Origin of the sequence: Bacillus sp. 005/A4HT-01/001, from assembly GCF_004634445.1 — a bacterium.
Taxonomy (GTDB): domain Bacteria; phylum Bacillota; class Bacilli; order Bacillales; family Bacillaceae; genus Bacillus; species Bacillus altitudinis.
The window spans coordinates 29,702-53,408 of the sequence record NZ_SEIZ01000007.1; the positions used below are offsets into that span (position 1 = coordinate 29,702).

Below are 23,707 nucleotides of genomic sequence, written 5' to 3' on the forward strand. Positions count from 1 at the left end.
CACTCCTGTATTGAGGCTCTATTTATATCGTTACTTTTTGTTTTTGCTGTTCACTTATTTCTTTTGATCGATTGGCGGCATGTTTGACAGCCTGCTTGATGGCTTCTCCTCCGCCAAAATCATCTAATGCATCTAGTCCTGCAGCAGTTGTTCCATTAGGTGACGTAATTTTTTCTCTGAGGACAGAAGGGTTTTCAGCTGTTTCTTGCAGCATCTTCGCTGCACCGAGAAGTGTCTGTGTACCGATTTGACGGGACATTTCTTTTGATAAGCCAGCTTCTTCTCCAGCTTCTTCGATTCTTTCCATTAAGAAATAAAAATAAGCTGGACCGCTTCCGGCAATTCCTGTGAAAATATCCATTTGCTCTTCCTGAATGGTATACACTTCTCCCATTTCAGATAAAAGAGCCCGACTCGTGCTTACATGTTCATTTTTCACATAACGTCCAGCAGATAAAGCGGTCGCCGACGCCCCAATCGTACTTGACGTATTTGGCATTACTCGCATAACAGGCTGCCCTTCATGCAGCATGTCTTCAATATACGATGATTTCACACCTGCAAGTACAGACAGGATGAGCTGATCTTTCTGAATATGAGGTTTTAATGATTCAAGTGCTGTTTCAGCATCCTTTGGCTTCATCGCCAGGATCAACATATCCATTTCTTCAAAAGGAAATGAATCCATTGTGGCTGTTTGGATTCCGTAGCGTTTCGTTAGTTCGTTTAATCGCTGCTTATTTTGCTTGTTTGTTGCGTAAATTTGGCTGAGCGGCATCTGACCTGATCGCACAATACCTGCAATCATTCCTTCCGCCATAGAACCTGCTCCAATGAAAGCAACTTTCTTTTGATCAATGATATTGATCCTCTCCCTTGTTCGCTTTTTGTTCGTGTTTTTCGCACGTTAGTTATCGTAACATGATGAGAAATCGTGTCAAGAAAGAGCCAGCGCTTTTCAAAAGTCCCGAATACACGCTGAACAGCTTGCGGTATGTATGTTAGCCGTGTTTTTTTAAATCATCAATTTAGATCAAAAGAACTATATAGATTTGAATCATAGTACCCTTTCGTTCGACTGAATTCACCATTTTATTTTTGGTTTCGGTGACTTCAATTCTAGTTTTTAGAAAGCGCTATCATTTTTGATGACTATCTATTTTCCTATAGGATGAATGTGTTTGAATCTTTCGATTAGACTATTGACATATTTTAGAAAACATGTCCGTTGAAATGCGTTTTTCGTGGTGATACCGTGAAAGGGAAATCAAGTGAAAAAGGAGCGTTCATAATGAAAGTAAAAGAAAATTACGTCAATGTCATCCCAATGAAAGAAATCCGATCTACTGATGACCTTCTTTTCCCATTCCCTATCTACAATGAATTACGATCGCAGGGTGATATTCGATACGATGAAACGAGAAAGTGCTGGGATCTCTTTCGATATGCTGATATTCAGTCCGTTCTGAAGCAGCCAAAAGTGTTTTCATCACAGCGAGGAAGAAGTACATCTAAAACGAGTATTTTAACAATGGACCCTCCAAAACATACCAAAATGAGAGCACTCGTCAATAAAGCCTTCACGCCAAAAGCGATCAAACAAATAGAAGAAAAGATCAAAGACTTGACCCATGATCTATTACATCAAGTAAAGGATCAACGGACCTTCGATATTGTGCAAGATCTGGCCGCTCCCCTACCTGTCATGATCATCGCCGAGCTTCTCGGTGCAGAAGTGAAAGACAGAGAGCTGATCAAAAAGCATTCAGATGCTCTAGTTGCAGGAGCCAAAGACGATTCAAAAGAAGCTATTCAAGCCGTTGTCGACATGCAAAAACAAGCAGAAAAAGAGCTGTCAGCGTACTTTGCTCATTTGATCCAAAAACGAAAAGAAACGCCAGCCGATGATTTAATCTCCCTTCTCATCCAAGCGGAAATTGACGGTGAGCGTTTATCAGAAAATGAACTGCTTGGCTTTTGTATACTCTTACTCGTTGCTGGTAATGAAACAACAACGAATTTAATCACAAATTCCGTACGACTTTTAACAGAACAGCCGCATATCGCCGAATCAGTGCGGCAAGACCTGTCTCTCATTCCTCAATTGACGGAGGAAACGCTGCGCTATTATCCGCCTGTTCAAGCGATTGGGCGAGTTGCAGCAGAGGATGTTCAGATTGCCGGTTCTCACATTGAAAAAGGAGACTATCTCATCAGCTGGGTGGCATCTGCGAATCGTGATGAACGGAAGTTTGACGATCCAGATACGTTTCGTCTTGACAGAAAATCAAATCCGCATTTGAGCTTTGGCTTCGGCATCCATTTTTGTCTTGGTGCTCCTCTCGCCCGGCTTGAGGCTCATCTAGCACTTGAGATTTTACTCCGTACGTTTCGAGAAATCACCCGTGCGGCAGATCAGCTGAAACCAATTCAAAGCACGTTTGTTTTTGGGGTCAAAGAATTCCCTGTGCAGGTCACCCGTTTTTAAAAGCCCCTTTCATCAGGGGCTTTTTTTCATATGCTTATCCTTACCTTCCTGCTCTGAACATGCTAAAATAAAGTCCATATGTACAGTGATCACGGAATTCGGAAAGGAAGCTAAACGTATGACCGATTACACAGCAATGAAAGACGGAATATTCAAATCAGTTTGTTCGTTAGATTGCCCTGATCAGTGCGGTCTTTTAATACATAAAGAGAACGGAAAGATCGTTAAAGTTCAAGGAGATCCAGATCATCCAGTCACTCAGGGAAACATTTGCAATAAAGTGCGGAATGTCACAGCTCGTTTATATGATGAAAAACGTCTGACAACGCCATTAAAACGTGTAGGTCAAAAAGGTGACCGGCAGTTTGCACCAATTACGTGGGAAGAAGCGATTGAAACCATTCGTCAAAAATGGACAAAGCTGATCGAAGAAAAAGGACCAGAAAGCATTTTGCCTTACAGCTTCTATGGGAATATGGGGAATCTTAATGCAGAAGGAATGGACCGCCGCTTTTTCTATCGACTTGGCTCAAGTCAGCTAGACCGAACCATTTGTCAGTCAGCCGGAACAACTGGCTATAAATATACAATGGGCGCAAGCATCGGGACAGATCCAGAAGATACCATTCATACGAAACTATTTATCTTTTGGGGCATCAATGCGGTTTCAACCAATATGCATCAAATCACGTTGGCACAAAAAGCTCGAAAGCAAGGGGCTAAAATTGTCGTCATTGATGTGCACAAAAACCAAACGGGCCGGATGGCAGATTGGTTCATTCCGCTTCGCCCTGGCACTGACAGTGCGCTAGCTCTTGGGATCATGCATGTCCTTTTTAAAGAAGACCGCACAGATGCGTCATTTTTAGAGACTTACACGGTCGGTCACAATGAACTTCGCGAGCATGTGAAGCAGTACGATCCAGAAACAGTCGAACAGATCACGGGTGTCCCAAAAGAAGACATCATCACACTTGCGAGAATGTACGCAGAGACAACGCCGTCTCTCATTCGTATTGGCAATGGGCTTCAGCATCACGATAATGGCGGCATGAGTATTCGAACCATCTCCTGCCTCCCTGCCCTCACCGGTCAATGGCTGCACAAAGGCGGCGGTGCGATGAAATCGAACTCTTCTTTTCTTAGTTATAATGAAACCGCTCTTCAGCGACCGGAATTATTAAAGGAACGCGAACCTAGAACATTTAATATGAATCAGCTGGGCAGCGTGCTAACGAACGCAGAACCTTCTATTGATTCTCTTTTTGTCTACTCTTGCAACCCGGCTGTTGTGACACCTGAAGCAAATAAAGTAAGAGACGGTTTAATGCGGGAAGACTTATTTACGGTTGTCCATGACTTGTTCATGACAGAGACAGCTACTTATGCGGATATTGTTCTGCCAGCGACATCTGCCTTTGAAAACGAGGATTTTTATACTTCTTACTGGCATCATTACATTCAAATTCAAGAACCTGTTATAGAACGTTATGGAGAAAGCAAATCAAACACTGAAGTGTTTCGTCTTTTGGCTCATGCGATGGGCTTTGAAGATGAAGCCTTTAAAGAGACAGATGCGGAACTAATGGAACAAGCTCTTCATCATCCTGAAAACCCGCACTATGAAAACATTTCATATCAAGCGTTAAAAGAGAAAAAGTGGATCAAAGCAAAACGAGGGCCTTTCGAAGATTTAAAGCTCCCTACCCCAAGCGGGAAAATTGAGCTTTACTCTGAACAAATGAAAAAAGATGGATATCCAGCCCTTCCAACCTATGTACCTTTATTCAAGGAAAGTGATTATCCACTAACGTTTATACCGGGACCAAACCATAATTTTCTTAATTCCACCTTCTCTCTTCATGAGAAGCATCAAAAGCTTGAGAAATTTCCGAAGCTTCATATGAATGAACAAGATGCAAAAGAAAGACAGATTGAAGATGGGGACATGGTTCGTGTGCTGAATGATCGAGGAGAATGCGAGCTGATCGTGTCAGTCGGACAAAATGTGTTATCTGGTGTTGTTGTCAGTCAGGGATTATGGGCAGACCAAAAAGGCAAAAAACATTTGGTGAATGGCCTCACACCTGATCGTTTGGCAGATATGGGCGGTGGTGCGACGTTCTTTTCCGGCAGAGTCGAAGTTGAAAAATTATGATAGAAAAAGCCAGGAGTTTTGCTCCCGGCTCTTTTCTTTGACTTTTTTAGTTGCCAATAAACAGCTGATTGGTCATCACATTTGCACTTCCGCTACTTTGGTAGCCTTCTACAGTAAATGCCGTTTCATACATTTTCCCCATTGGCATCCCTAAGCTTTCCCATTTTCTAAAATGCGCACTGACGGAGACCGTTCCGCTTGTACGTTTCGTTTGACGTACACTCCAATATTGCTTGAAGGTTGCGATCCCGATAATGGAAGGCTGATTGACACGGGTTGTTTCATAAATGTCATATGTGCCTCCATCAGCATAAAATGATCCTTTATACGCTCCTGTTGGACGATACGTGCCCCATGAATCAACAATGTAGTATTCTGCTAATGGAGATTGTGTCCAGCCATAGACACATAGATAGGAATTCCCGCCTGGGTTAAAACTTGCGTTGTAATTGATGGAGATGTTGCCAAGCTGATGGTGAGTTCTAGTGGAATCAAACTTTTTCCCTTTTCTAAATAAAGCATTTCCGATATTGTTCCAGCCTGCACTAAATGCCCCGCCGTTATTGAGTGTCATCGAAGTGTTTCCGTAGTCCTTCCATAATTCATAATCGTACCCGCTATGGTTACCCATTTCATTATTCGTAATGGTTCTCGCATGGGCTGGTACAGCCGTCAGTATAAGCGTCAGTCCAATACACATCACAAACAACAGTCTTAATTTTCTCAAATTCATCTTCCATTCCTCTCCTTTTTCATCCTTTTGATTCTGTCATCTCTAAGATGAAACGAATTCATCACCTCCTTTCATGCCCCCACTCACTACTAGATTATCGATACTGTGCTAGACCCGCATGAATGTCTCTTGTGTTTGTATAAATGCTTTGATACAAACGAAAGAGATGATCATATACATCGACATGCTGTTGATTTGGTGTAAATACGGCCGCTTGATGGATAAACTGATCCGCGCACGCCTCAAGTGACTCGTAGCAGCCGCATCCAACTGCTGCAAGCATCGCTGCACCTAACGCGGGCCCTTGCTCATTTTCAAGCTGAATCACCTCAGCTTGAAAAATGTCTGCCTGCATTTGAAGCCATGTATGACTTCTCGCACCTCCACCAATGGACACAATAGCATCTATTCTTTTTCCGGCCTGCCTGAATAAAGCGATCGATTCATTTAATGAAAAAGTGATTCCTTCAAGCACAGCTCTAACCATATGCGCTTTTTCATGCCGGCTGTCTAATCCAATGAAGCTTCCACGAATGACTGAATCTGCATGAGGCGTTCTTTCCCCAACTAAATATGGCGTAAATAGCAATCCATTTGCGCCAGGCGCTATATCCTTTGCTCCGGCTAAAAGGGCTTTAAACGACTCATTCGGAGCAAGTAAAGATTTAATCCAATCGAGGCTATAACCTGCTGACAAAGTGACTCCCATTGTATAAAAAGCGTCTTTTTTTGCATGATGGAACAAATGCAAGTTTCCATTCAGCTCTCTGTTATGATTTTCTTCATAGGAAAGAATGACACCTGATGTACCAATGCTGCATAATGTGTGACCTGATGATAAAATGCCGGCGCCAATGGCACCGCAAGCATTATCCGCTCCACCCGCAAAAACCTTCACCTCTTCTGTCATCCCGGTTACCTTTGCGATCTGCGGCAAGAGTGTTCCAACCTCCGCCTCCGATGAAACGAGTGGCGGGCAAATACGAATCGGAATATCAAAGCTTTGACAAATCTCCTCGCTCCATGTTTGTTCTCCCATATCCAACAGTAACGTACCAGCCGCATCAGAATAGTCCATATGAATAGCGCCGGTTAATCGATATCTGACATAATCTTTTGGAAGTAAAAACAAATGGATTCGTTGATCAATTTCTGGTTCATGTTCCTTTACCCATAACAACTTTGGCAGTGTAAACCCTTCTAACGCCTGATTTTTTGTGATCGCTTGCAGCCTGCCTCCTAGCTTTTCTGTCATGCGCACGCATTGCGGTGTTGTTCTTGTGTCATTCCACAAGATGGCAGGCCTGAGCACTTGAAGGGATTCATCCAATAAAACAAGTCCGTGCATTTGTCCAGAAAAACTGATGCCTTCTACTTGCCTTGACTGAACAGGCTTTCTCTCCATAAGTTCTGTCATCGCGGCCATCGTCTGCTCTACCCAGTCTTCAGGATTTTGCTCACAATAACCTGGTTTGCTTTGAATGAGGCGGTAAGATTTAGTCGTCTCACAGCATACCCTCCCGCTCTCATCTACTAATATCGCTTTGACTCCGCTCGTTCCAAGATCAATTCCCATCACATACTTCATGTGTTCACTCCTTCAAAACATCCGCCTGCTCCATTAATCTTCTAACAAATATTGATTCAATCTGGCTTTCAGCTGTTCCTCTCTGCCAGATTCGTTTCTGATGAGCGGATGTTTCAGTGCATATTCTTCTAATGTATGAAAGTTTGCCGTTCCTTCTGAAATCTCCCGTCCAATTCCTTCAGAAAAACTGCGGTACCGATGCTTGATCACATCTTCAAACACGCGGTCTTCTATGAGTCTATGAGCCACCCGCAACCCTTTTGCGAATGCATCCATCCCCGCAATATGGGCATACAGAAGATCTTCCAGTTCAAAGGAGGCTCTTCTGACTTTTGCATCAAAATTGAGACCGCCTGTTCCAAGTCCGCCATTTTGCAAAATTTCATACATGGCGAGTGTTGTGGCATATAAATCCGTTGGGAATTCATCAGTGTCCCAGCCTAGAAGGGAGTTTCCTTGGTTGGCATCAACGGAACCGAGCAGTCCATGAATTCTTGCTACACGCAGCTCATGCTCAAACGTATGACCCGCTAATGTCGCATGATTGGCCTCGATATTTAATTTAAAGTGTGTATCCAATCCATATTGTTTTAAAAAGGCGATTGATGTCGCTGCATCCGTATCATATTGATGAGTTGTCGGTTCCTTCGGCTTTGGCTCAATTAAAAATTGACCTGTAAATCCAATTTCTTTTGCATAATCGACCGCCATATGCAAAAAGGCCGCCATATGGTCAAGTTCTCTTTTCATATCTGTATTCAGCAGTGTGTCGTAACCCTCTCGTCCTCCCCAGAAAACATAATTTTCTGCGCCGAGTTCCTTTGCTGTTTCGATGCCCTTTTTCACTTGTGCAGCTGCATAGGCAAATACATCTGCATGACAGGATGTCGCTGCACCGTGAACAAATCTTGGATGCTTAAACATATTAGCCGTGTTCCATAGAAGCCGAACCCCGCTTTGCTGCATGTAGTCTTTCATTCTTTCTATGATGATGTCTAACTGCTGATTGGTCTCTTGAAGCGTGTCGCCCTCTGGTGCAATATCACGGTCATGGAATGAAAAATACGGAACATCCAATAGATCAAAGAGCTGAAAGGCCACTTCCAATCTAGCTTTCGCCAAATCCATTCCGCTATAAGAATCCCAAGCTCTTTTCATCGTGCCAGTTCCAAACATGTCTGTTCCATCAGCAGTCAGTGTATGCCAATAAGCGACGGAGAATCGCAGGTGATCTTTCATTGATTTTCCGCCAATCATTTCGCTCGGATCATAATATTTAAATGCGAATGGGTTCTTTGAATGTTTTCCTTCATATTGAATGTTGCCAATCCCCTGTAAACGACTTAACGAAGTCATATTTGATTTGACCATAAGTGATTCCCCCTATATATTCACTTAGTAAGTTGATTCAACAAACAAATGAACGAGTTGACCAACTAATCTCTTTGAATTTTCCATATTTTTTAGTTTTTTAGAAATATTTTCGTTATAATAAAGTGAAAAGCATGTTTTATAGAGAATGAACTCGACAAAAAATGGCTTTTCTTCACTTAATCTAAAGACGAAACAAATGGAGTGGATACAATGGATATTGCGGATCAGAACTTTGTGAAAAAAATAAATCAAAAGCTATTGCTAAACGAAATTCTGCACCATGCACCAATTTCCAGAGCAAAATTATCTGAACGCACTGGGTTAAATAAATCGACCGTTTCTTCTCAAGTGAGTACATTAATGAAAGAACATCTTGTTTATGAAATCGGTCAAGGCGAATCTAGCGGCGGAAGAAGACCCGTGCTTCTCATGTTTAATAAACGTGCAGGTTACTCTATCGGCATTGATGTCGGTGTTGATTATGTCAACGGCATTTTAACAGACCTTGAAGGGTCGATTATTCATAATGAGCAGCTCAAGCTCCCATCCAGCACACCTGATGTGACCGTCCGTATTTTAATTGAATTGATTCAGCAGTTACGTTCACACATTCCTTCTTCTCCATACGGGCTGATTGGTATAGGGATTTGTATACCTGGTCTGGTCGATGCAGATGAACAAATTGTGTTTACGCCTCATTCAAAATGGAAAAATGTCGATCTAAAAACAAGTCTCCAAGACACATTCCAAGTACCGGTTTTTATCGAGAATGAAGCAAATGCCGGTGCGTACGGTGAAAAAATCTTTGGTGCTGCTAAACATTATGACCATCTGATCTATGCAAGTATCGGCACTGGTATTGGAATAGGCATCATTATCAATCATCATTTATATAGAGGCACAAATGGTTTTTCTGGTGAAATGGGACATATGACGATCGACTTTAATGGACCGACATGTAGCTGCGGAAATCGTGGTTGCTGGGAACTGTATGCATCTGAGAAAGCACTGTTCCAATCGCTCCAAACAGATGGTCAGCCATTCACCTATCAAGATATTGAGCGGCTGGCGAAGTTAAATGATATGAAGACACTCAATGCCTTGCGTAACTTTGGCTTTTACATTGGGGTAGGTCTCACAAACGTTCTGCATACCTTCAACCCACAAGCCGTTATTTTACGAAACAAGGTCATTGAATCTGAGCAGGCCGTTCTAAGTGTCATTCAAGATGAAGTATCCTCTAGAATGGATGCACAATTCAGCTCACGGGTGGAGCTACTCCCTTCGTCATTAGGACAAAACGCACCAGCCTTAGGGATGACATCTCTTGTCACTGAAGCTTTTTTGCGAGATGTCACGCCTTCACCATAATGGAATACATGTTAAAGAGAGACAGCCTTTAGAGTGTTGTCTTTTTTTATTCAGTTGTTTCTTCGTATCGAAAATACTTAAAATCGGCAGGCAGATGTTCGCCGCTTGTGTCTTGGCACTGCATTCCGACAAAAGCCCCTGTAAAGAATCCCCCTCCTCGAATAAAATCATCTGATAAATGGGTCGATTCAAGCGTTATATCTATTTTTTCCCACTCTTGTTGATCAAAAGAATAAGAATACGTGTACGTCTCTCTTTGAACGGTCACTTTTAAATACACATACGGAATCTCGTCTGGGATGATAATTTTTTTGATTAGCGGCTGAGAAAAGGCCAGATTTTCACACACAGATAATTCAAGGATACGACCAAGCGCCTCGTCATAAGTCACCTGAAGTGCAGTCCAATTTTCCGTATTATAATAATTCACAAGACCTGCCGCTTGCTGAAAGTTTTCTGGAAAGAAGGAAACCGCTGTCTCTGCTTCAAAATAAAAGCTTTGCCAGCGCCTCGCAACAAACGCTTGGGTAAATTTAGACGTTAAAGATTCCTGCCCATACAGCCTTAAATGATGAGGATTTTCCGTCACTGAACCAATCTGATCCGTAAATGGGATTCTTAAAGTTTGGAAATGTCTATTTAACGATGAATCTTTAAATTCATCGACTATGTGATAGGTTGGAGAAAACTCTTTTACGCTCATAGCAGGCGCTTCAACCTCTAGCATCCCTTCTTTTCCGCCTACCACATACGGCCAGCCATCTTTCCATTCAAGCTTTTGTATGGCCGTCTCTCTTCCTAAAGGGCACCAGCCTCTTTGCTGAAAAATGGATTCCTTACTTGAATGAATTGGGCGGCCAGTCAGATGAGCCAAATACCATTCATTTGTATGCGTTTGTACAATGGAAGCATGCCCGCATTTTTGTAGTGGATGGCTAGGCGTGTGAAAAGCCGTTAAAATTGGGTTGTCAGGATGAACCTCGTACGGCCCATCAATACGCGAGGAACGGGCGATTGTGGCTGCATGTTCGTAACGTGTTCCCCCTTCAGCTGTTAATAAATAATAGACATCATTGATGTAATAAAGATGCGGGGCTTCTGTCAGTTTGATTGGCGTGCCTTTAAAAATGACCTTCCGCTCACCGACCAGTTTTTTTTCAGATACACTATATTCCTGCAAGGCTATACCTGCAAAGGAGTGATGTTTTTCTCGATGGTCCCACAGCATATTCAACACGTATTTCTTTCCGCTTGGATCATGGAACAAGGAAGGATCAAACCCAGAACTATTGAGCCGAACCGGATCGCTCCACTCGCCATCTACTGCATCAGCTGTGACCAAATAATTATGACCATCCTTAAACGGACCATCTACTACTTTAATATCTGAATAGATGAGCCAAAACTGACCATCCGCATAACTTAAACACGGCGCCCATACCCCGCCGGAATCAGGATTTCCTTTCATATCGAGTTGAGAAGTTTTTTGCAAGGGACGCGCGGCGAGCCGCCAGTGGACGAGATCCTTTGAGTGATAAATTTGCACCCCCGGGAACCATTCAAATGTAGAAACCGCCATGTAATAATCCTCTCCCGCACGGCAAATACTTGGGTCAGGGTTAAACCCTCTTAGCACTGGATTGGTAATGTTCATTGAATTTCCTCCTCTTTTGCTGACACTACATTTTAAAATCGTCGATGTGATCGACATATACTTTATCCCTGTTCTCAAGCTCTCTCACAACTTGTTTATGTTTTTCTTCATCAAGGCTATAAAAGTGAATATCAATCATCGCTAACACAAGTAAGCAGGCAGGGATAACGCTTGTGGTGATTAAAATGCCCAGCAATGCTTCTGGTGTTTGCACTTGGTTTGCTATATAACCAAATCGATCAAGGACAAGTCCTGGAACGATGCCACCTAATGCCATACCAAATTTAAAGAAGAAGCCAATCACTGCGTAGATCAATCCACCCATTCTTTTTCCTGTTTTATATTCACCGTATTCTACAGTTTCAGGAATAAGCGCCCACATGTAAGCGCCAGCCGTAATACTCCCAGCTGCAGCGACTAGCCTGAAAAGAAGAATGAGCACAATTTGGCTCGGCGGTATCACAAGTAAAGCAAGAAGACCAACGATATTCAGCAAAAGCGAATAATTCAGCAGCCTTTTCTTTCCTAACAGTTTGTGCAGCTTAGGTATAAATGGCAGCACCATTAAGGCTGGCAGACTGCCAATCAGGCCGTACCACTTCACTAAATCTTCTCTGCCGAGGTTATATGTCACATAATAGATCCCAACAGAGTTGCTGATCGAGTTCACACCAAAGATAATGATAAAGAAAATGCTTAACACAACAAGCGGACGATTCACTCGTAACTGGACAAAGAGATCACTGAACTTGATCTTTTCCTCTGGCTTTTGAAGTGTGACGCGCTCATTCGTACTTTTAAAACAGAAAATCAGTAATCCGCCCCCAAGTACACCGAGAAATGCCATCGTGATCTGCCAGCCAAGTGCTGTATTTCCTGTTGTATCACTCAAAAACGTCGCAAGAAACGGAACAAAAAAAGCAACAACTAAACCACCGAGATTTGCAAAAAGCATACGAACAGACGTAATACTGACGACCTCTTGGTTATTTCTTGTCATTGCGGAAGTTAAAGCACCATAAGGAACATTGATGAACGTGTATGTAAGCGATAAACCAACATACGTGATGTACGCATAAATGAGTTTTCCCATTTCGGAAAAATCCGGTGTCGTAAAACAAAGAATAGCAAGAACGGCAAAAGGTAACGCACCAAATAACAAATAAGGTCTAAACCGGCCAAAACGGCTGTTCGTTCGGTCAACCATCGCCCCAATAAACGGATCTGCAAGCGCATCGATGGCCCGAACCACCAAAAACATCGTCCCTGCAGCTGCTGCTGATAATCCATACACATCCGTATAAAAAAATAATAGATACGTAGAGACAGTTGCATAAATTAAATTACATGCGAAATCTCCTGAAGCATACCCCACTTTTTCAGACATACGAATCTTCTTTAAATTCTCACTCACCATGAGTTTTCTCCCTTCTTCACTTAGCCTCTTCTAACGGACAGATGGTGCAGGGCAGCAGCAATCAATAGGTCAAAAATAAAGCGCTTTCAATTCGTTGTAAAAATGAAGCTGAACATCTCTTTCTTTCAGCTTAGCCCACATAGCAGCAAATCATTCGCTTTAAACAATAGATCAATAGATGATCGCCATCTTAGTTTATCGATTAAACAAACTAAGATGAATTCATTTTATAAAATATGATCTGACTTTTCAATATTTTTTGAAAAAATAATCCAAATAATTGATTTCTTGTCATTTTTTCTATGATATGAGGATATGAATCTCTTTTTATCTTCCAAAATCAAAGAGAACTCAAATAATGGTTGCATTCATACCAATCCCATGCTATATTAATCAAGCGATGAGCTGAATTGTGTAAGTCGGGTAACACGTCTCTTTGAGACACACACGAATGTGGCGTGTGGTTATTCCGCCTCAATACGCAAAAGACATCTTCTGATGAAGATGTCTTTTTTCTTACCCTATTTTGGTGCCATTTTCAACCGGCTCATCTGTGGCAAGCAAAACAACGTCTTCTTTTGACGGCATGCCTCCTAAGACAAGCACCTCTGATTTAAACCCGGCAATTCTTCTTGGCGGGAAATTGACCACTGCAATAATTTGTTTCCCAGTGAGATTCTCAGCCTGATAACGTTTTGTCAGCTGTGCACTAGATTGTTTTATGCCAATCTCATCCCCAAAGTCAATCTTCAGCTTGAAAGCAGGCACTCTCGCTTCTGCAAAGAACTCTGCTTCTACTATCGTCCCAACACGAATGTCTAACGCTAAAAACTGTTCAATATCTGCCATTAGAATCTCTCTCCCTTTCAATCTTTCATAAAAAAGGTCACATTTTTCTTCTGCTAGATGACCACTTGTCTTCCACTAATTTCTTAATTGTAGCACACCCTACTCTTCTAAAAGAAAGGGTTAAAAAGCCTATTGATTGAAATTTTTTAGTTTACATAATCATTTTATAGTAGTCTATTAAATGTTTGCATCATGAAAATGAATTCGGTAAAATGGCAAATAATCCTACTGCTTCCTCTCGAATATTCCAGGGAGGGTTAACACTTGTTTACATTATCAGATATGTGGACGTTTTGCTGGTCGTTTTTCGTCATTCTTCCTATCGTTGCCATCTTGCATCAGCTGGGCCATATTGTAGTCGCCTGGCTGTTTGGAGCAAAGGTTTCGTTTGCGCTTGGCCGAGGCAAAAAAGTATTGAAAATAGGCGTCGTTGAAATTAGAAGAATCTATTTTCTTGATGCATTTTGCCACTATGAAGAAATGAGGAGAAATAACCGTTTCTCACACATTCTTGTCTACTTAGGCGGATCATTATGCAACCTGCTCAGTGTTCTCATATTGAACACAATGATCGCCAACGATTTCCTGCCAGAACATCAATTTTTCTATCAATTTGCTTACTTCTCAGTCTACTATGTATTTTTTGCTTTACTGCCAGTACAGTATGCAGATCATCATCCGAGTGATGGGCAAGCGATTGTGAACATCATTCGTCACGGTGAACCATGCGACATCATTGATTAAGATGAGTGGCTTTCACTGTCGATTTGATACTGAATCGTTAAAAAAGGAATACCGAATAGCTTCATTTGATGAATTGCTGTGAGACTTTTTTCCGTCTCCGGTTTCATATGAAAGCTTTCTTCCATTGGCAGTTTCATGGTGATGAAAGACGTATGCAAATACAATCCTTCATCACCCGTACTGCCTTTTGGACTTTTACTTTTTAATAGAAAATCTTCCTTTTCATTCAAAGGTTTTAAAATAGCCGTAAGCTGTGAAAAAGGAAGCGGCAAAGCAATATTCATATAGACTGTCTCTTCATCATGGTGCTGAGCATAGAGCGCATAAAAGACTTGCTCGCCTTTCTCATTGCGCCTGATCCACACACGTACATTCTTCCTTTCTTCAAGAGGATGTTGAAATCTTGAAAGACTCCCCGGCATTTCATATGGCATTCGTGATGACCCTAAATAGAGCTGTCCTATTTGTCTAAAAACAGGTTGAAGCAAAAAGACAAACGGCCTTACCCACCAATGAAAACAGACGGCTGCTTTTAACTTAAAGGACATCGGGTCCTCATAAAATCTGCGAATAACAGGTGACACACTCTCTGCTGAAAATGCCTTTCCATTTAATTGGTCAAGAGAATCGACTAAACCAATCTTCTCATCATGCTGCATGTCGTCATGTTGAAAAGACATGACCTGAAAACGACCGTGAACTCTCGATACCGGAAATTCCTTCTGTTTCAATCGATCAGCTGGTCTTTCAATCAACCATCCAATGAGGCCTGGTAAAATAACCAAACTTGCATTGATACTGCCATGAAACCAAATCATTTGATCCATGCTGATGTAGCTAACATGTAAAAGCATTCCGGCAGAATAAAGGAATGATAGGACGATCGTTCCCATTAACATGATGCTAGAAAACACAACGAACCCTTTTGCGACAGTTGAACGAAAAGAAGTTGTCATACATAAAATTCCATACAAATAAAGTGCGATCACATAAAGAACGACGCTGAACGTATCAAACAGGCGAGAATAGCTGATTCCAACAGCAATCATCACTGGCGACAGTAAAATAACCCAGCCACCCACTTTGTATAGCGTCGTCTCTTTTTTCCGCTGCCTCCCCAATAATCCATAAAAGATAGGGATAAAAAAAGCCGAATAATGAAAATGAATAGCGGTCAAAAGTACAATCATCGGTGAAAATGTCATCACTTGTATATCTGCTATGTACAGCCAGAACCAAAGTCCACCTAGAGCGATATACATACATGCGCCATCGATCATCAGCTCATGAAGCGGATGGGCCCCTCTTTTCAGCAAACGGGTGAAACCAAATAAAGCCAGAATCATTGTAAAGAAAAGCCATCCCAATGCAAGCCAAAGAGAGTGAAAGATGAATGCGCCTGTTGCACATAGAGCTGCTACTGGAAAGGCTTTCATTATGAAGCCGATCAGCCCCTTCTGCTGCCGTTTCTTCTCTTCCTGATAAAAAAAGTGTAAGAAAGCGGGAAGAAAAAATAAAATCGCAATCAAAACAAAAAATTCTGGTATGGGAGCTGTCGTCAAACGTGTAAGGAGAAAGCAAGCCATCAACACGATGCTACACATCAAATGCCATTTATTCATGAGATGACACCCTTTCCGTAAACCGGCCCTTATACGTAAAAAGAGTGCCAAAAAGGCGATTTTTCACTTGAACATCAATCGTATACTCACCTGCACGCTCATCGTACCCTTCTGTTACATCAGATTCACCATAAAGCCAAGAAGGGAGCGGCCACTCCCGCCCAAACAGCAAAAACTTTTGCTTACCTGATTGAATGTGCAAGAATCCTTTTTCCGTGACTGTAAAATGAAGCTCTGACACAAGAAGCCTAGGTTTTCCAAAGTAGTCTAGTACTTGATGGCTCTTCTGAACAATGATCATATCTGCATCAAAATGTCTTTCCTTGTCAGGAAAATAGAACGTTCGAAACCAGTGCATCCCTTCTTCTCCCTTACTTGTCGTAAAAGGCTTGTTCACAATTTGGAAGGGAATATTTCGCCCTCTTTCAGGAAAAAAACAGCGAAACAATGGACCGATTTTGAATAACAATCGGATGAGCTTTGTCCCGCCTCCTATTTCCTCCATGATGCCTTCGGCCGTAAACGCGCGGTTATAACGTTCTTTTAATGTTGGATGCAGCTTATCGTAGTCCTTTACTTGATGATGATGAACGACCATGTCTACCTCCCCTTTTTCGTTTGATTGAAAACACATCTACACAATCTTTTAAATTGATCATTCCTGCAACGGATAAAATGAAAAATGCACTCAGCACCAGCGGCTCGTGCAGAGTCGTTTCTGGCGATAAAATCCCTATACCAAGCATCAGTAGCAGAAAAATGCTTTGAAGGATAAATATATATTTTTTTGGCAGTTTAGGCATGAGCCATGATACACCTAATAGCGCATAAAACAATCGAAATCCGGTGCTATGATCAAAAGCAGAAGGTGAAAAAGGAATGATCGCTTGACATAACCAGACGATGGCAAACAACAAACAAATGCCATAATGGGCAAGTGTTCTCTCAAGCAGCAAACGGGGATGCGTGCCCTTTTCAAGCCACGTCTTTAATGCGCCAAAGCTAAAGGCAGTCATAACCCCCATCATTGGCCGAAAAAAGAACCGGTCTGCCCATTTCCACCCTTTTCCTTCCTTTGTTTCATAATCAAATTGCGTTTGAAACACAATGTGATCATTCGTTTTCATGTATTTCCAATACCCTCCGCCTTCTTTGATGAAAGACAAAGGGTGTGATGATTTAAATTGAAGTGAGGATGCTCTTTCATGACGCTCATCCTTCACGCTCGTTCGATACGCTCCTGTCCCAGTTACACTAATGCCGAATCCAAGGTGTTTCTCATACAAAAAGAATTGGGGCTGTTCATCACTAGGTCCATTTAATGAAATGGTCGAAAATCGCAAATCCCATTGTTCATGAAGCTTTGGATTTTGCGTATACTCCCATACTTTTTCAATAGGTGCTTGAATGGTTGTTTCCACATAAACAGGCTTTCTTTTCATCTGCCTCTACTCCTCTATGTGAATTATTTCACATAATAAGCATACCATGTTTCACAAAACTGTCAAATCTTTATTGGTTTTTTGCCCAAAAAATGTTTTGATTTGTTTACATCTCCTTCATCATATCGGTTCGATACATTAAAAAGACCTGTCAATGAGACAGATCTTCTTGCTCTTTGATGCCTGCAATATAAAGACGGACCGCATAGCTCACACTATCTTCAAGCTGTTCTTTCCGTTGAAATCCTTTTTTGTTTGAAATATCTCCAAAGCCGTGCAGTAAGCTTCTGAGACCTCTGACGACATGCGTCATGTCCTCTTCTTTTACACCAAAACGAGACATGATGGATTGGACAAAATCAGCAAGATTCTCTGCAGCCACACTGACTTCTCTTTCATTCATATGTGAAAAAGCAGCCTCATAAAGGCCGGGATGCTGACGAACAAATTGAACATATTGTCTTGCAAATGCTAAAACAGCGTCTTCTTTTTCCAGCCCCGCTGTTACTTGTTTGCCGGCCTCACAAAGCATTGTCAGCCCCTTAACAGCAAGAGCTGCCTGTATTTCATGAAGACCGGATATATGGTTGTAAAGAGATGGTGGTCTGATGTTTAGCCGTTTGGACAATGTAGCAATGGTCAAAGCGGAAAAGCCCTCTTCATCGACAAATTCGACGGCAGATTCAACAATTTTTTCTTGTGTGATACCCATTCTTGGAGACATGGCTTACTGTCCTCCCTTTTGTAGCTGATGCTTCCTTTTTTCGATAGCGGCTCTGAGCTTTGCCTCAGGCTCTATGATGAGATCACCATGTCCTGCTGCGAGACAAGACAAGGGAAGTGCCAGTAATTTTTCAGCGCTTTTTAGTGCTGTTTCTGCATCCCAAGTGGCAAAAGCCGGGAATGGGAAGGTCAAGCGAAACTCACCCGTTACAAATAAACCGCCTTTTGTCACAACTGCATCACCCGCAATGACAACCCCTGACTTTTCATCGTATAGAGAGATGCTTCCTGGTGTATGTCCTGGTGTGGCAATGACTTTAAGTGACCCAATCTCGTCCCCTTCTTCAACAAGCACGTCTGGTTTTGTGAGAATGTCTTTTGAAAAACTGCCTTTGACTTTTTTCTCTGGTTCACCAGGAAGTAAAGAGAAATCGCCAGCAAACAGGCGAGCATCTCGTTTCGATAAATAAACAACTGCCTCTGGAAAAGCCTTTTTCACTTCATCTAGTGCGCCAATATGATCCATATGACTATGAGTCAGAATAATTTTGTTAATGGGTTTGTTTAATTGATGTGCAAATTCAATGATCGAGCTTGCTGCCATTTTCAAAGCTGCATCAATTAAGATGAGTTCATTCTCTTCCTCAAATACATAACAATTTACCGGAAAAATACGTGGCATGAGTGTAAGCTGGTGCAAACGGTCAAATGTTGTCACTCTCATCTTGTTTTCCCCCTAAAACTAATGTCGTTAGTTTTATATTAACTAATACCATTAGTTTTAGCAACTATTTTTTCATCGACTGCTATATAAATATCAATTTGTGCTTCTTTTGGATCAATCGATCGTTCGTCGTACCATTCAAAATCGCCAGTATATGTTCGCAAGTGACGCTGATCCCAGCTCCAAATCTGCTGCCATGTTTCAAACACAACCTCTTCAATCGGGCCCTTTCTCGTTTGAAATCTTGCGTAGGTGGAGCCTGGAATCTCTTTTGCATCTTGTGCTAGCTGCTGGTCAACCAATTGCCCCGCTGTGAACAAATAAGCGCCATTTTCATCCTTTTCATAATCTGAATACAGCCCTATGACTGGCGCATGGCCCCCGTCGAGCTGCTGCGTGAAAAATTGCTGCCAAAGCGGTGCAATCTTCCGCTCGTTTGTTTGCTCCATTTCATTTGTTGTTCGAACAGATAATCCCTTGATCCATTGTTTCTGTAAAATCACGATATCGTACATACATTCTCATCTCCTTTTTTTCCATCATATAAAAAGAAACCTGACAACATTGTGTCAAGTTCCTTTTGGTTTTTGAAATTGTTTCAACTTGAGATCAAATGCTTCCCGAACGGATAGCGGAGAGACAATCTCGACATCTGGCCCTAAATAAAAAAGAAAGCTATATAACCAATCATCCTGAGGCAACGTGATTGTGGCAAGATACGTACCATCTGCACATACGGTGAATTCATTTTCATCTATCCATTCCTTCACTTTACCAACAGAATCTTGAGTCAACCTGAGCGTTAGTGTACTGACGGAAGGTTCTTCATGCCAAGAATCATTCCAAGACTTGTCTTCATTTTTTATTCGTTTAGGAAGAAAAGATACTGAATGCGTGATAAGGTCTGACATTCTTTTGAGTTTAAACAGACGAAACGCTTTTTTCACGCAGCAATACGCATACAAATACCAGTGTCTTCCTTTTAAGACAAGTGTATAAGGCTCTACTTTTCTAGGAAGTGTTTCGCCTTTTGCATTGCGGTAGGTGAACTGGATATATTGATGCGCTGAGGCAGCGGTATGAATGAGCTGGAGCTTCTTTTCTAAGTAGCGGTCTTTCCCCCAAGAGCTTAAATCAATAAATACATGGTGCTGTTTTTCGTTTTGAGGCGGAATCAGGGATTTCATTTTCTTTAGTACATGTTCACTTTCTTTAAAGGTGTATGCACTCGTGATGCTTTCAAGAGCTGTTAAAATCAGTTCAATATCATCATCGGTGAATAATTTTTTCTCTAGACGATAGTCGTCAACGAGTGAAATTCCACCCCCTGCGCCTTGTTTTGTGACAACTGGAATCCCCGCTTGATTAATCGTATCAATGTCACGGTATATGGTTCTTACGCTCACTTCATGTAGTTCAGCGAGGTCTTTCGCCTGTACTTGCCGTTTGCTAATCAGTATCATCACAATGGACAAAATGCGATCGATTTTCATGACTTTTCCTCTTTTTCATAAATATAGGTTTTGATTTGATAAAAAAAGAAAGAATGGTAATGATAAGTAACAGCCAGCATTCGTTTACATCCCTGCCTGTGCAGGAGGAGGTTGCATCATGACACATCACGTATGGCAGTTGTTCATGATCGGGATCGTCATGCTCGTCTGGATCATCATTCGAATGAATCGAATGAGACGCTATCAGCTTGTGCGCCCGGTAAATCTTTTCATGAGAATGTATGTATTTAGTCTCACTGCCCTTATTCTCTTATCAGAAGGATGGCAAAATCACAGTATTTTTATCTATGCCGTCATTGGCATGATCTTCGGGAGCAGTCTCGCCGTTCACGCCTATCAGACGATTCAGATGAAATTAGAAAATGGCCGGCTGTATATGAAAACAAGTAAATGGATTGAAAGCTTTATTTTATGTTTGTTTTTATCTAGGCTTGCATTTAAATCGGTCAATCTGACAACACATGCGATCACCAAAATGGATATCGTTGAATTGTATCAGCATATTGTCAGCGATGATGCGTTGACAATACTCAGCTTTTTCCTTCTAGCGGCTTACTATATTGTGTTTTCTTATCAAATGATGAAAGCAAATAAACGATCAACCCATGTACATCATGCATAAAAAACCTTCCTATATAAAAGTAGGAAGGTTTTTTCTCAATCATGCTGTGCATGGTGTATCATTTGTTCAAGCACTTCCATCACATGCTGATCTTCAGGACTGTAAAAAATCGAGGTCCCTGCTCGTCTAGATTTCACGAGACGAAGATTTTTTAAAAAGCGCAGCTGATGAGATACGGTTGATTGCATAAGGTTTAGTGTTTCTGCTATATCATTTACTGAATGTTCACCTTGAGACAGCAAATGCAGAATACGAATACGCGTCGGATCAGATAAGGCTTTAAATGTTTGGGAGACAAGAAATAGACTTTCTTCGTCCAGCTCCATCCGTTCCTGTTCTTGATTTGTATTCAGTTCTTCCTTCATTTCGCTTCACCTTTCTTGTCAGTCAACTCACGACTTATTCTATGTATCATCATATACCAAAACGTGTAGCATGCAAAGCTTCCACACCTTTTGAAAAAAGATTTATTCAAATAGCATTGACACGTGGTAGCATTCTTTTTAAAATGAGCATTATTTATTCATTTTTTTAGAGGAGCTGATAGGCAAATTGACTGAAGAGCCAAGACTAAAACGCAGCCTGACTGTTTTTCCGCTTGTTGTGATCGGGCTTGCTTATATGGACCCACTTGTCGTATTTGATTCATACGGCATTGTTGCTCAGCTGACGAAAGGACACGTTGCTGCAGCTTATATCTTTACTTTACTGGCATTACTATTGACAGCGCTTAGCTATGGGAATATGGTGAAGGCTTTTCCAAAAGCAGGATCTGCATATACATACGCGCAAAAAAGTATTCATCCTCACGTCGGCTTCCTTGTAGGCTGGACACTATTGCTAGACTATTTATTTTTGCCTATGGTGAATTTTGCAATCGGAAGTGCATATTTAACCGCAGCCTTTCCTGATGTACCTCATTACATTTGGATCATCATACTTGCTATCGCCATAACGACTGTCAATGTAATCGGTATACGTCTTACAGCCAACATTACAGCGCTATTTGTGACCTTTCAGGTGATTGTCGCTGTTACATTTGTTGGGTTTATTATTTATGGGCTCACGCAGCATGCAGGCACGGGAGAGTTACTGTCAACCCGTCCGTTTTATTCAGCGAGCTTAGATCCCGCCCTTATTTTTTCCGGCGCGACGATTTTATGTTTTTCTTTTCTAGGATTTGATGCGATTTCGACCATGTCTGAGGAAACAATTAAGCCAAAAAGAACGATTCCTCTCGCCATATTTTTAACGGTCGCTATTGGAGGTGTGCTGTTTACCCTTACCTCTTATTTTTTACAGCAGGTGTTTCCAAATTTTCAACAGTTCAAGCATCCAGATGCGGCATCACTTGAAATTGCGGAATTTGTGGGCGGCGCGTTTCTCCACTCATTCTTTTTAGCCGGCACCATGGTCGCTGTCATCTCTTCCTCCCTATCATCACATGCGAGTGCCGCAAGACTCTTGTATGCGATGGGAAGAGATCAATCATTACCAAAGCGTTTCTTCGGTTATATTCACCCAACATTGAAAACGCCTGTATTTAATATTTTATTAATTGGTGTTTTTTCGTTAACCGCAGTTGTTGGTGAGCTTGAGGTCATTTACTCGTTTATCAGCTTCGGGGCATTAATTGGATTTACGTTTGTTAACTTGTCTGTTTTCGCCTACTATTTCATCAAACAAAAACAAAGAGGTGTATTAAACACACTGAGGTATGCCATCATCCCTCTTTGCGGAACGGCTTTTTGTATTTGGCTCTTAACAAGCATCAGTACAAATGCATTAATCATCGGCATGGTGTGGCTCATGATCGGTTTTGTTTATTTCTGCTATAGACTGAAAACAAGAACAGAATTTACGTTTGGCTATGATTGAATATAAGGTTTTCACTTGGTATCCTGTGCAGGATATGGCATAATATAAAGGCTGTACTTCCCTTTTAAAAGCGGGGCAAAACAGGGGTGAACTGACCTTGAAAAAGAAAAAAACAGGATGTTTTGCCATTTCAGGCTGTTTCACGATTTTTCTGTTTGTTTGCGTATTAGCGGCCATTGTCATTTCCTTTAATCAAAAGGAGTTAAAAAAGCTGCCGATTGATACGGAATCAATTGTTTTGTCGAGACTGGATGATTACAAACCGCTTGTAGAAACAGAGTTAAGAGATCAAGATTTAGATCAATATACCGCGTTAATTCTCGGTATGATGTATCAAGAATCAAAAGGCAGAGGCGGAGATCCAATGCAGTCCTCTGAATCTCTTGGTTTGAAACGAAATGAAATCAATGACCCTCAGAAAAGCATTAAACAAGGAGTCCATCATTTTTCGACTATGTACAAGCATGGGAAGAAAAAAGGCGTTGATTTGGAAACCATTATTCAAAGCTATAACATGGGAATCGGCTATATTGATTTTGTTGCAAAAAACGGGGGAAAACATTCCGAAGAATTGGCAAAGCAATACTCCAAAAAGCAAGTGAAGCGAAACCCTGAAGTTTATACATGCGGGGGCGACAAAGATAACTTCCGCTATCCGTATTGCTACGGTGATTTCACTTATGCTGAAAAAGTAAAAGAAAAAACGAAAACAGTTGAAGAAAAGATGAAATTGGCTTCATCATCCACACCATCATCGTAAAAAAAGCACTTCCTAAACGGAAGTGCTTCAAATTGTTGACAAAGGG

At 41.6% G+C, this 23,707-nt stretch carries 22 protein-coding genes; 7 read left to right on the forward strand and 15 right to left on the reverse strand.

Annotated features, from left to right (window positions below):
* Positions 1-22: 22 nt before the first annotated feature.
* Entirely contained in the window at positions 23-820 is a 798-nt protein-coding gene (proC, locus tag ES896_RS17045) for a pyrroline-5-carboxylate reductase (protein WP_240688397.1), read from the reverse strand.
* A gap of 471 nt (positions 821-1,291) precedes the next feature.
* Between proC and ES896_RS17050 the strand changes: the two genes are divergently transcribed.
* Together ES896_RS17050 and ES896_RS17055 are read left to right on the forward strand one after the other, a co-directional pair.
* Positions 1,292-2,488 (forward strand): cytochrome P450, encoded by a 1,197-nt coding sequence (locus tag ES896_RS17050; protein WP_135227084.1) that lies wholly within the window; start codon positions 1,292-1,294, stop codon positions 2,486-2,488.
* A gap of 118 nt (positions 2,489-2,606) precedes the next feature.
* Positions 2,607-4,646, forward strand: a complete 2,040-nt coding sequence (locus ES896_RS17055; RefSeq protein WP_135227085.1) for a molybdopterin oxidoreductase family protein — start codon at positions 2,607-2,609, stop codon at positions 4,644-4,646.
* 46 nt (positions 4,647-4,692) lie between these two features.
* Here the strand turns inward: ES896_RS17055 and ES896_RS17060 are convergent, their stop codons facing one another.
* From ES896_RS17060 to xylA, 3 genes are all read right to left on the reverse strand, one after another.
* The gene (locus ES896_RS17060) at positions 4,693-5,379 is read right to left on the reverse strand and encodes a glycoside hydrolase family 11 protein (protein ID WP_007500674.1); all 687 of its coding nucleotides are present in this window, start codon (positions 5,377-5,379) and stop codon (positions 4,693-4,695) included.
* 94 nt (positions 5,380-5,473) lie between these two features.
* Positions 5,474-6,967, reverse strand: coding sequence for a xylulokinase (xylB, locus tag ES896_RS17065; protein ID WP_135227086.1), 1,494 nt, complete (start codon positions 6,965-6,967; stop codon positions 5,474-5,476).
* 33 nt (positions 6,968-7,000) lie between these two features.
* Positions 7,001-8,338 carry a xylose isomerase gene (gene xylA / locus ES896_RS17070; protein ID WP_135227087.1) on the reverse strand — a complete coding sequence of 446 codons (1,338 nt, stop codon included), beginning with the start codon at positions 8,336-8,338 and terminating at the stop codon, positions 7,001-7,003.
* Positions 8,339-8,551: 213 nt separating this feature from the next.
* Here xylA and xylR point away from each other — a divergent pair, with 213 nt between their 5' ends.
* Complete coding sequence (gene xylR / locus ES896_RS17075) at positions 8,552-9,712, forward strand: transcriptional repressor XylR (RefSeq protein WP_047946553.1); 1,161 nt, start codon at positions 8,552-8,554, stop codon at positions 9,710-9,712.
* Between the two features lie 46 nt (positions 9,713-9,758).
* Here the strand turns inward: xylR and ES896_RS17080 are convergent, their stop codons facing one another.
* From ES896_RS17080 to csaA, 3 genes are all read right to left on the reverse strand, one after another.
* Positions 9,759-11,366, reverse strand: coding sequence for a glycoside hydrolase family 43 protein (locus tag ES896_RS17080; RefSeq protein WP_135227088.1), 1,608 nt, complete (start codon positions 11,364-11,366; stop codon positions 9,759-9,761).
* Positions 11,367-11,391: 25 nt separating this feature from the next.
* A complete protein-coding gene (locus ES896_RS17085; protein WP_135227089.1) occupies positions 11,392-12,783 on the reverse strand; it encodes an MFS transporter in 1,392 nt (463 codons plus the stop codon).
* Between the two features lie 516 nt (positions 12,784-13,299).
* A complete protein-coding gene (gene csaA, locus ES896_RS17090) occupies positions 13,300-13,632 on the reverse strand; it encodes a chaperone CsaA (protein WP_017367427.1) in 333 nt (110 codons plus the stop codon).
* 264 nt (positions 13,633-13,896) lie between these two features.
* Between csaA and ES896_RS17095 the strand changes: the two genes are divergently transcribed.
* Complete coding sequence (locus tag ES896_RS17095; protein ID WP_007500681.1) at positions 13,897-14,376, forward strand: hypothetical protein; 480 nt, start codon at positions 13,897-13,899, stop codon at positions 14,374-14,376.
* On the opposite strand, the gene ES896_RS17100 is transcribed toward ES896_RS17095, so the two are convergent.
* The 7 genes from ES896_RS17100 to ES896_RS17130 form a co-directional block, all read right to left on the reverse strand.
* A complete protein-coding gene (locus tag ES896_RS17100; RefSeq protein WP_135227090.1) occupies positions 14,373-15,998 on the reverse strand; it encodes a YndJ family protein in 1,626 nt (541 codons plus the stop codon). The two genes, ES896_RS17095 and ES896_RS17100, sit on opposite strands and share 4 nt — an antisense overlap.
* On the reverse strand, positions 15,991-16,596 hold the full coding sequence (locus ES896_RS17105) for a DUF4166 domain-containing protein (RefSeq protein WP_135227091.1): 606 nt from the start codon (positions 16,594-16,596) through the stop codon (positions 15,991-15,993). The genes ES896_RS17100 and ES896_RS17105 overlap by 8 nt, the downstream gene beginning before the upstream one ends.
* On the reverse strand, positions 16,559-17,440 hold the full coding sequence (locus ES896_RS17110; RefSeq protein WP_135227092.1) for a hypothetical protein: 882 nt from the start codon (positions 17,438-17,440) through the stop codon (positions 16,559-16,561). Before ES896_RS17110 ends, ES896_RS17105 begins: the two co-directional genes overlap by 38 nt.
* A gap of 151 nt (positions 17,441-17,591) precedes the next feature.
* Complete coding sequence (locus tag ES896_RS17115) at positions 17,592-18,164, reverse strand: TetR/AcrR family transcriptional regulator (protein ID WP_108611646.1); 573 nt, start codon at positions 18,162-18,164, stop codon at positions 17,592-17,594.
* 3 nt (positions 18,165-18,167) lie between these two features.
* Entirely contained in the window at positions 18,168-18,887 is a 720-nt protein-coding gene (locus ES896_RS17120) for an MBL fold metallo-hydrolase (RefSeq protein WP_046343767.1), read from the reverse strand.
* Positions 18,888-18,925: 38 nt separating this feature from the next.
* Positions 18,926-19,402 (reverse strand): GyrI-like domain-containing protein, encoded by a 477-nt coding sequence (locus ES896_RS17125; RefSeq protein ID WP_035703240.1) that lies wholly within the window; start codon positions 19,400-19,402, stop codon positions 18,926-18,928.
* Between the two features lie 54 nt (positions 19,403-19,456).
* Positions 19,457-20,380 carry a helix-turn-helix transcriptional regulator gene (locus ES896_RS17130; protein WP_135227093.1) on the reverse strand — a complete coding sequence of 308 codons (924 nt, stop codon included), beginning with the start codon at positions 20,378-20,380 and terminating at the stop codon, positions 19,457-19,459.
* 118 nt (positions 20,381-20,498) lie between these two features.
* Between ES896_RS17130 and ES896_RS17135 the strand changes: the two genes are divergently transcribed.
* Entirely contained in the window at positions 20,499-21,023 is a 525-nt protein-coding gene (locus ES896_RS17135; RefSeq protein WP_019743306.1) for a CcdC protein domain-containing protein, read from the forward strand.
* Between the two features lie 35 nt (positions 21,024-21,058).
* On the opposite strand, the gene czrA is transcribed toward ES896_RS17135, so the two are convergent.
* Positions 21,059-21,388, reverse strand: coding sequence for a Zn(II)-responsive metalloregulatory transcriptional repressor CzrA (gene czrA, locus ES896_RS17140; RefSeq protein ID WP_007500691.1), 330 nt, complete (start codon positions 21,386-21,388; stop codon positions 21,059-21,061).
* Positions 21,389-21,575: 187 nt separating this feature from the next.
* On the opposite strand from czrA, the gene ES896_RS17145 reads away from it, so the two are divergent.
* Together ES896_RS17145 and ES896_RS17150 are read left to right on the forward strand one after the other, a co-directional pair.
* Positions 21,576-22,901: an APC family permease gene (locus ES896_RS17145; RefSeq protein ID WP_017367435.1), complete on the forward strand. Its 1,326-nt coding sequence runs from the start codon at positions 21,576-21,578 to the stop codon at positions 22,899-22,901.
* 97 nt (positions 22,902-22,998) lie between these two features.
* Complete coding sequence (locus tag ES896_RS17150; RefSeq protein WP_008346523.1) at positions 22,999-23,661, forward strand: lysozyme family protein; 663 nt, start codon at positions 22,999-23,001, stop codon at positions 23,659-23,661.
* The last annotated feature ends 46 nt before the right edge of the window (positions 23,662-23,707 follow it).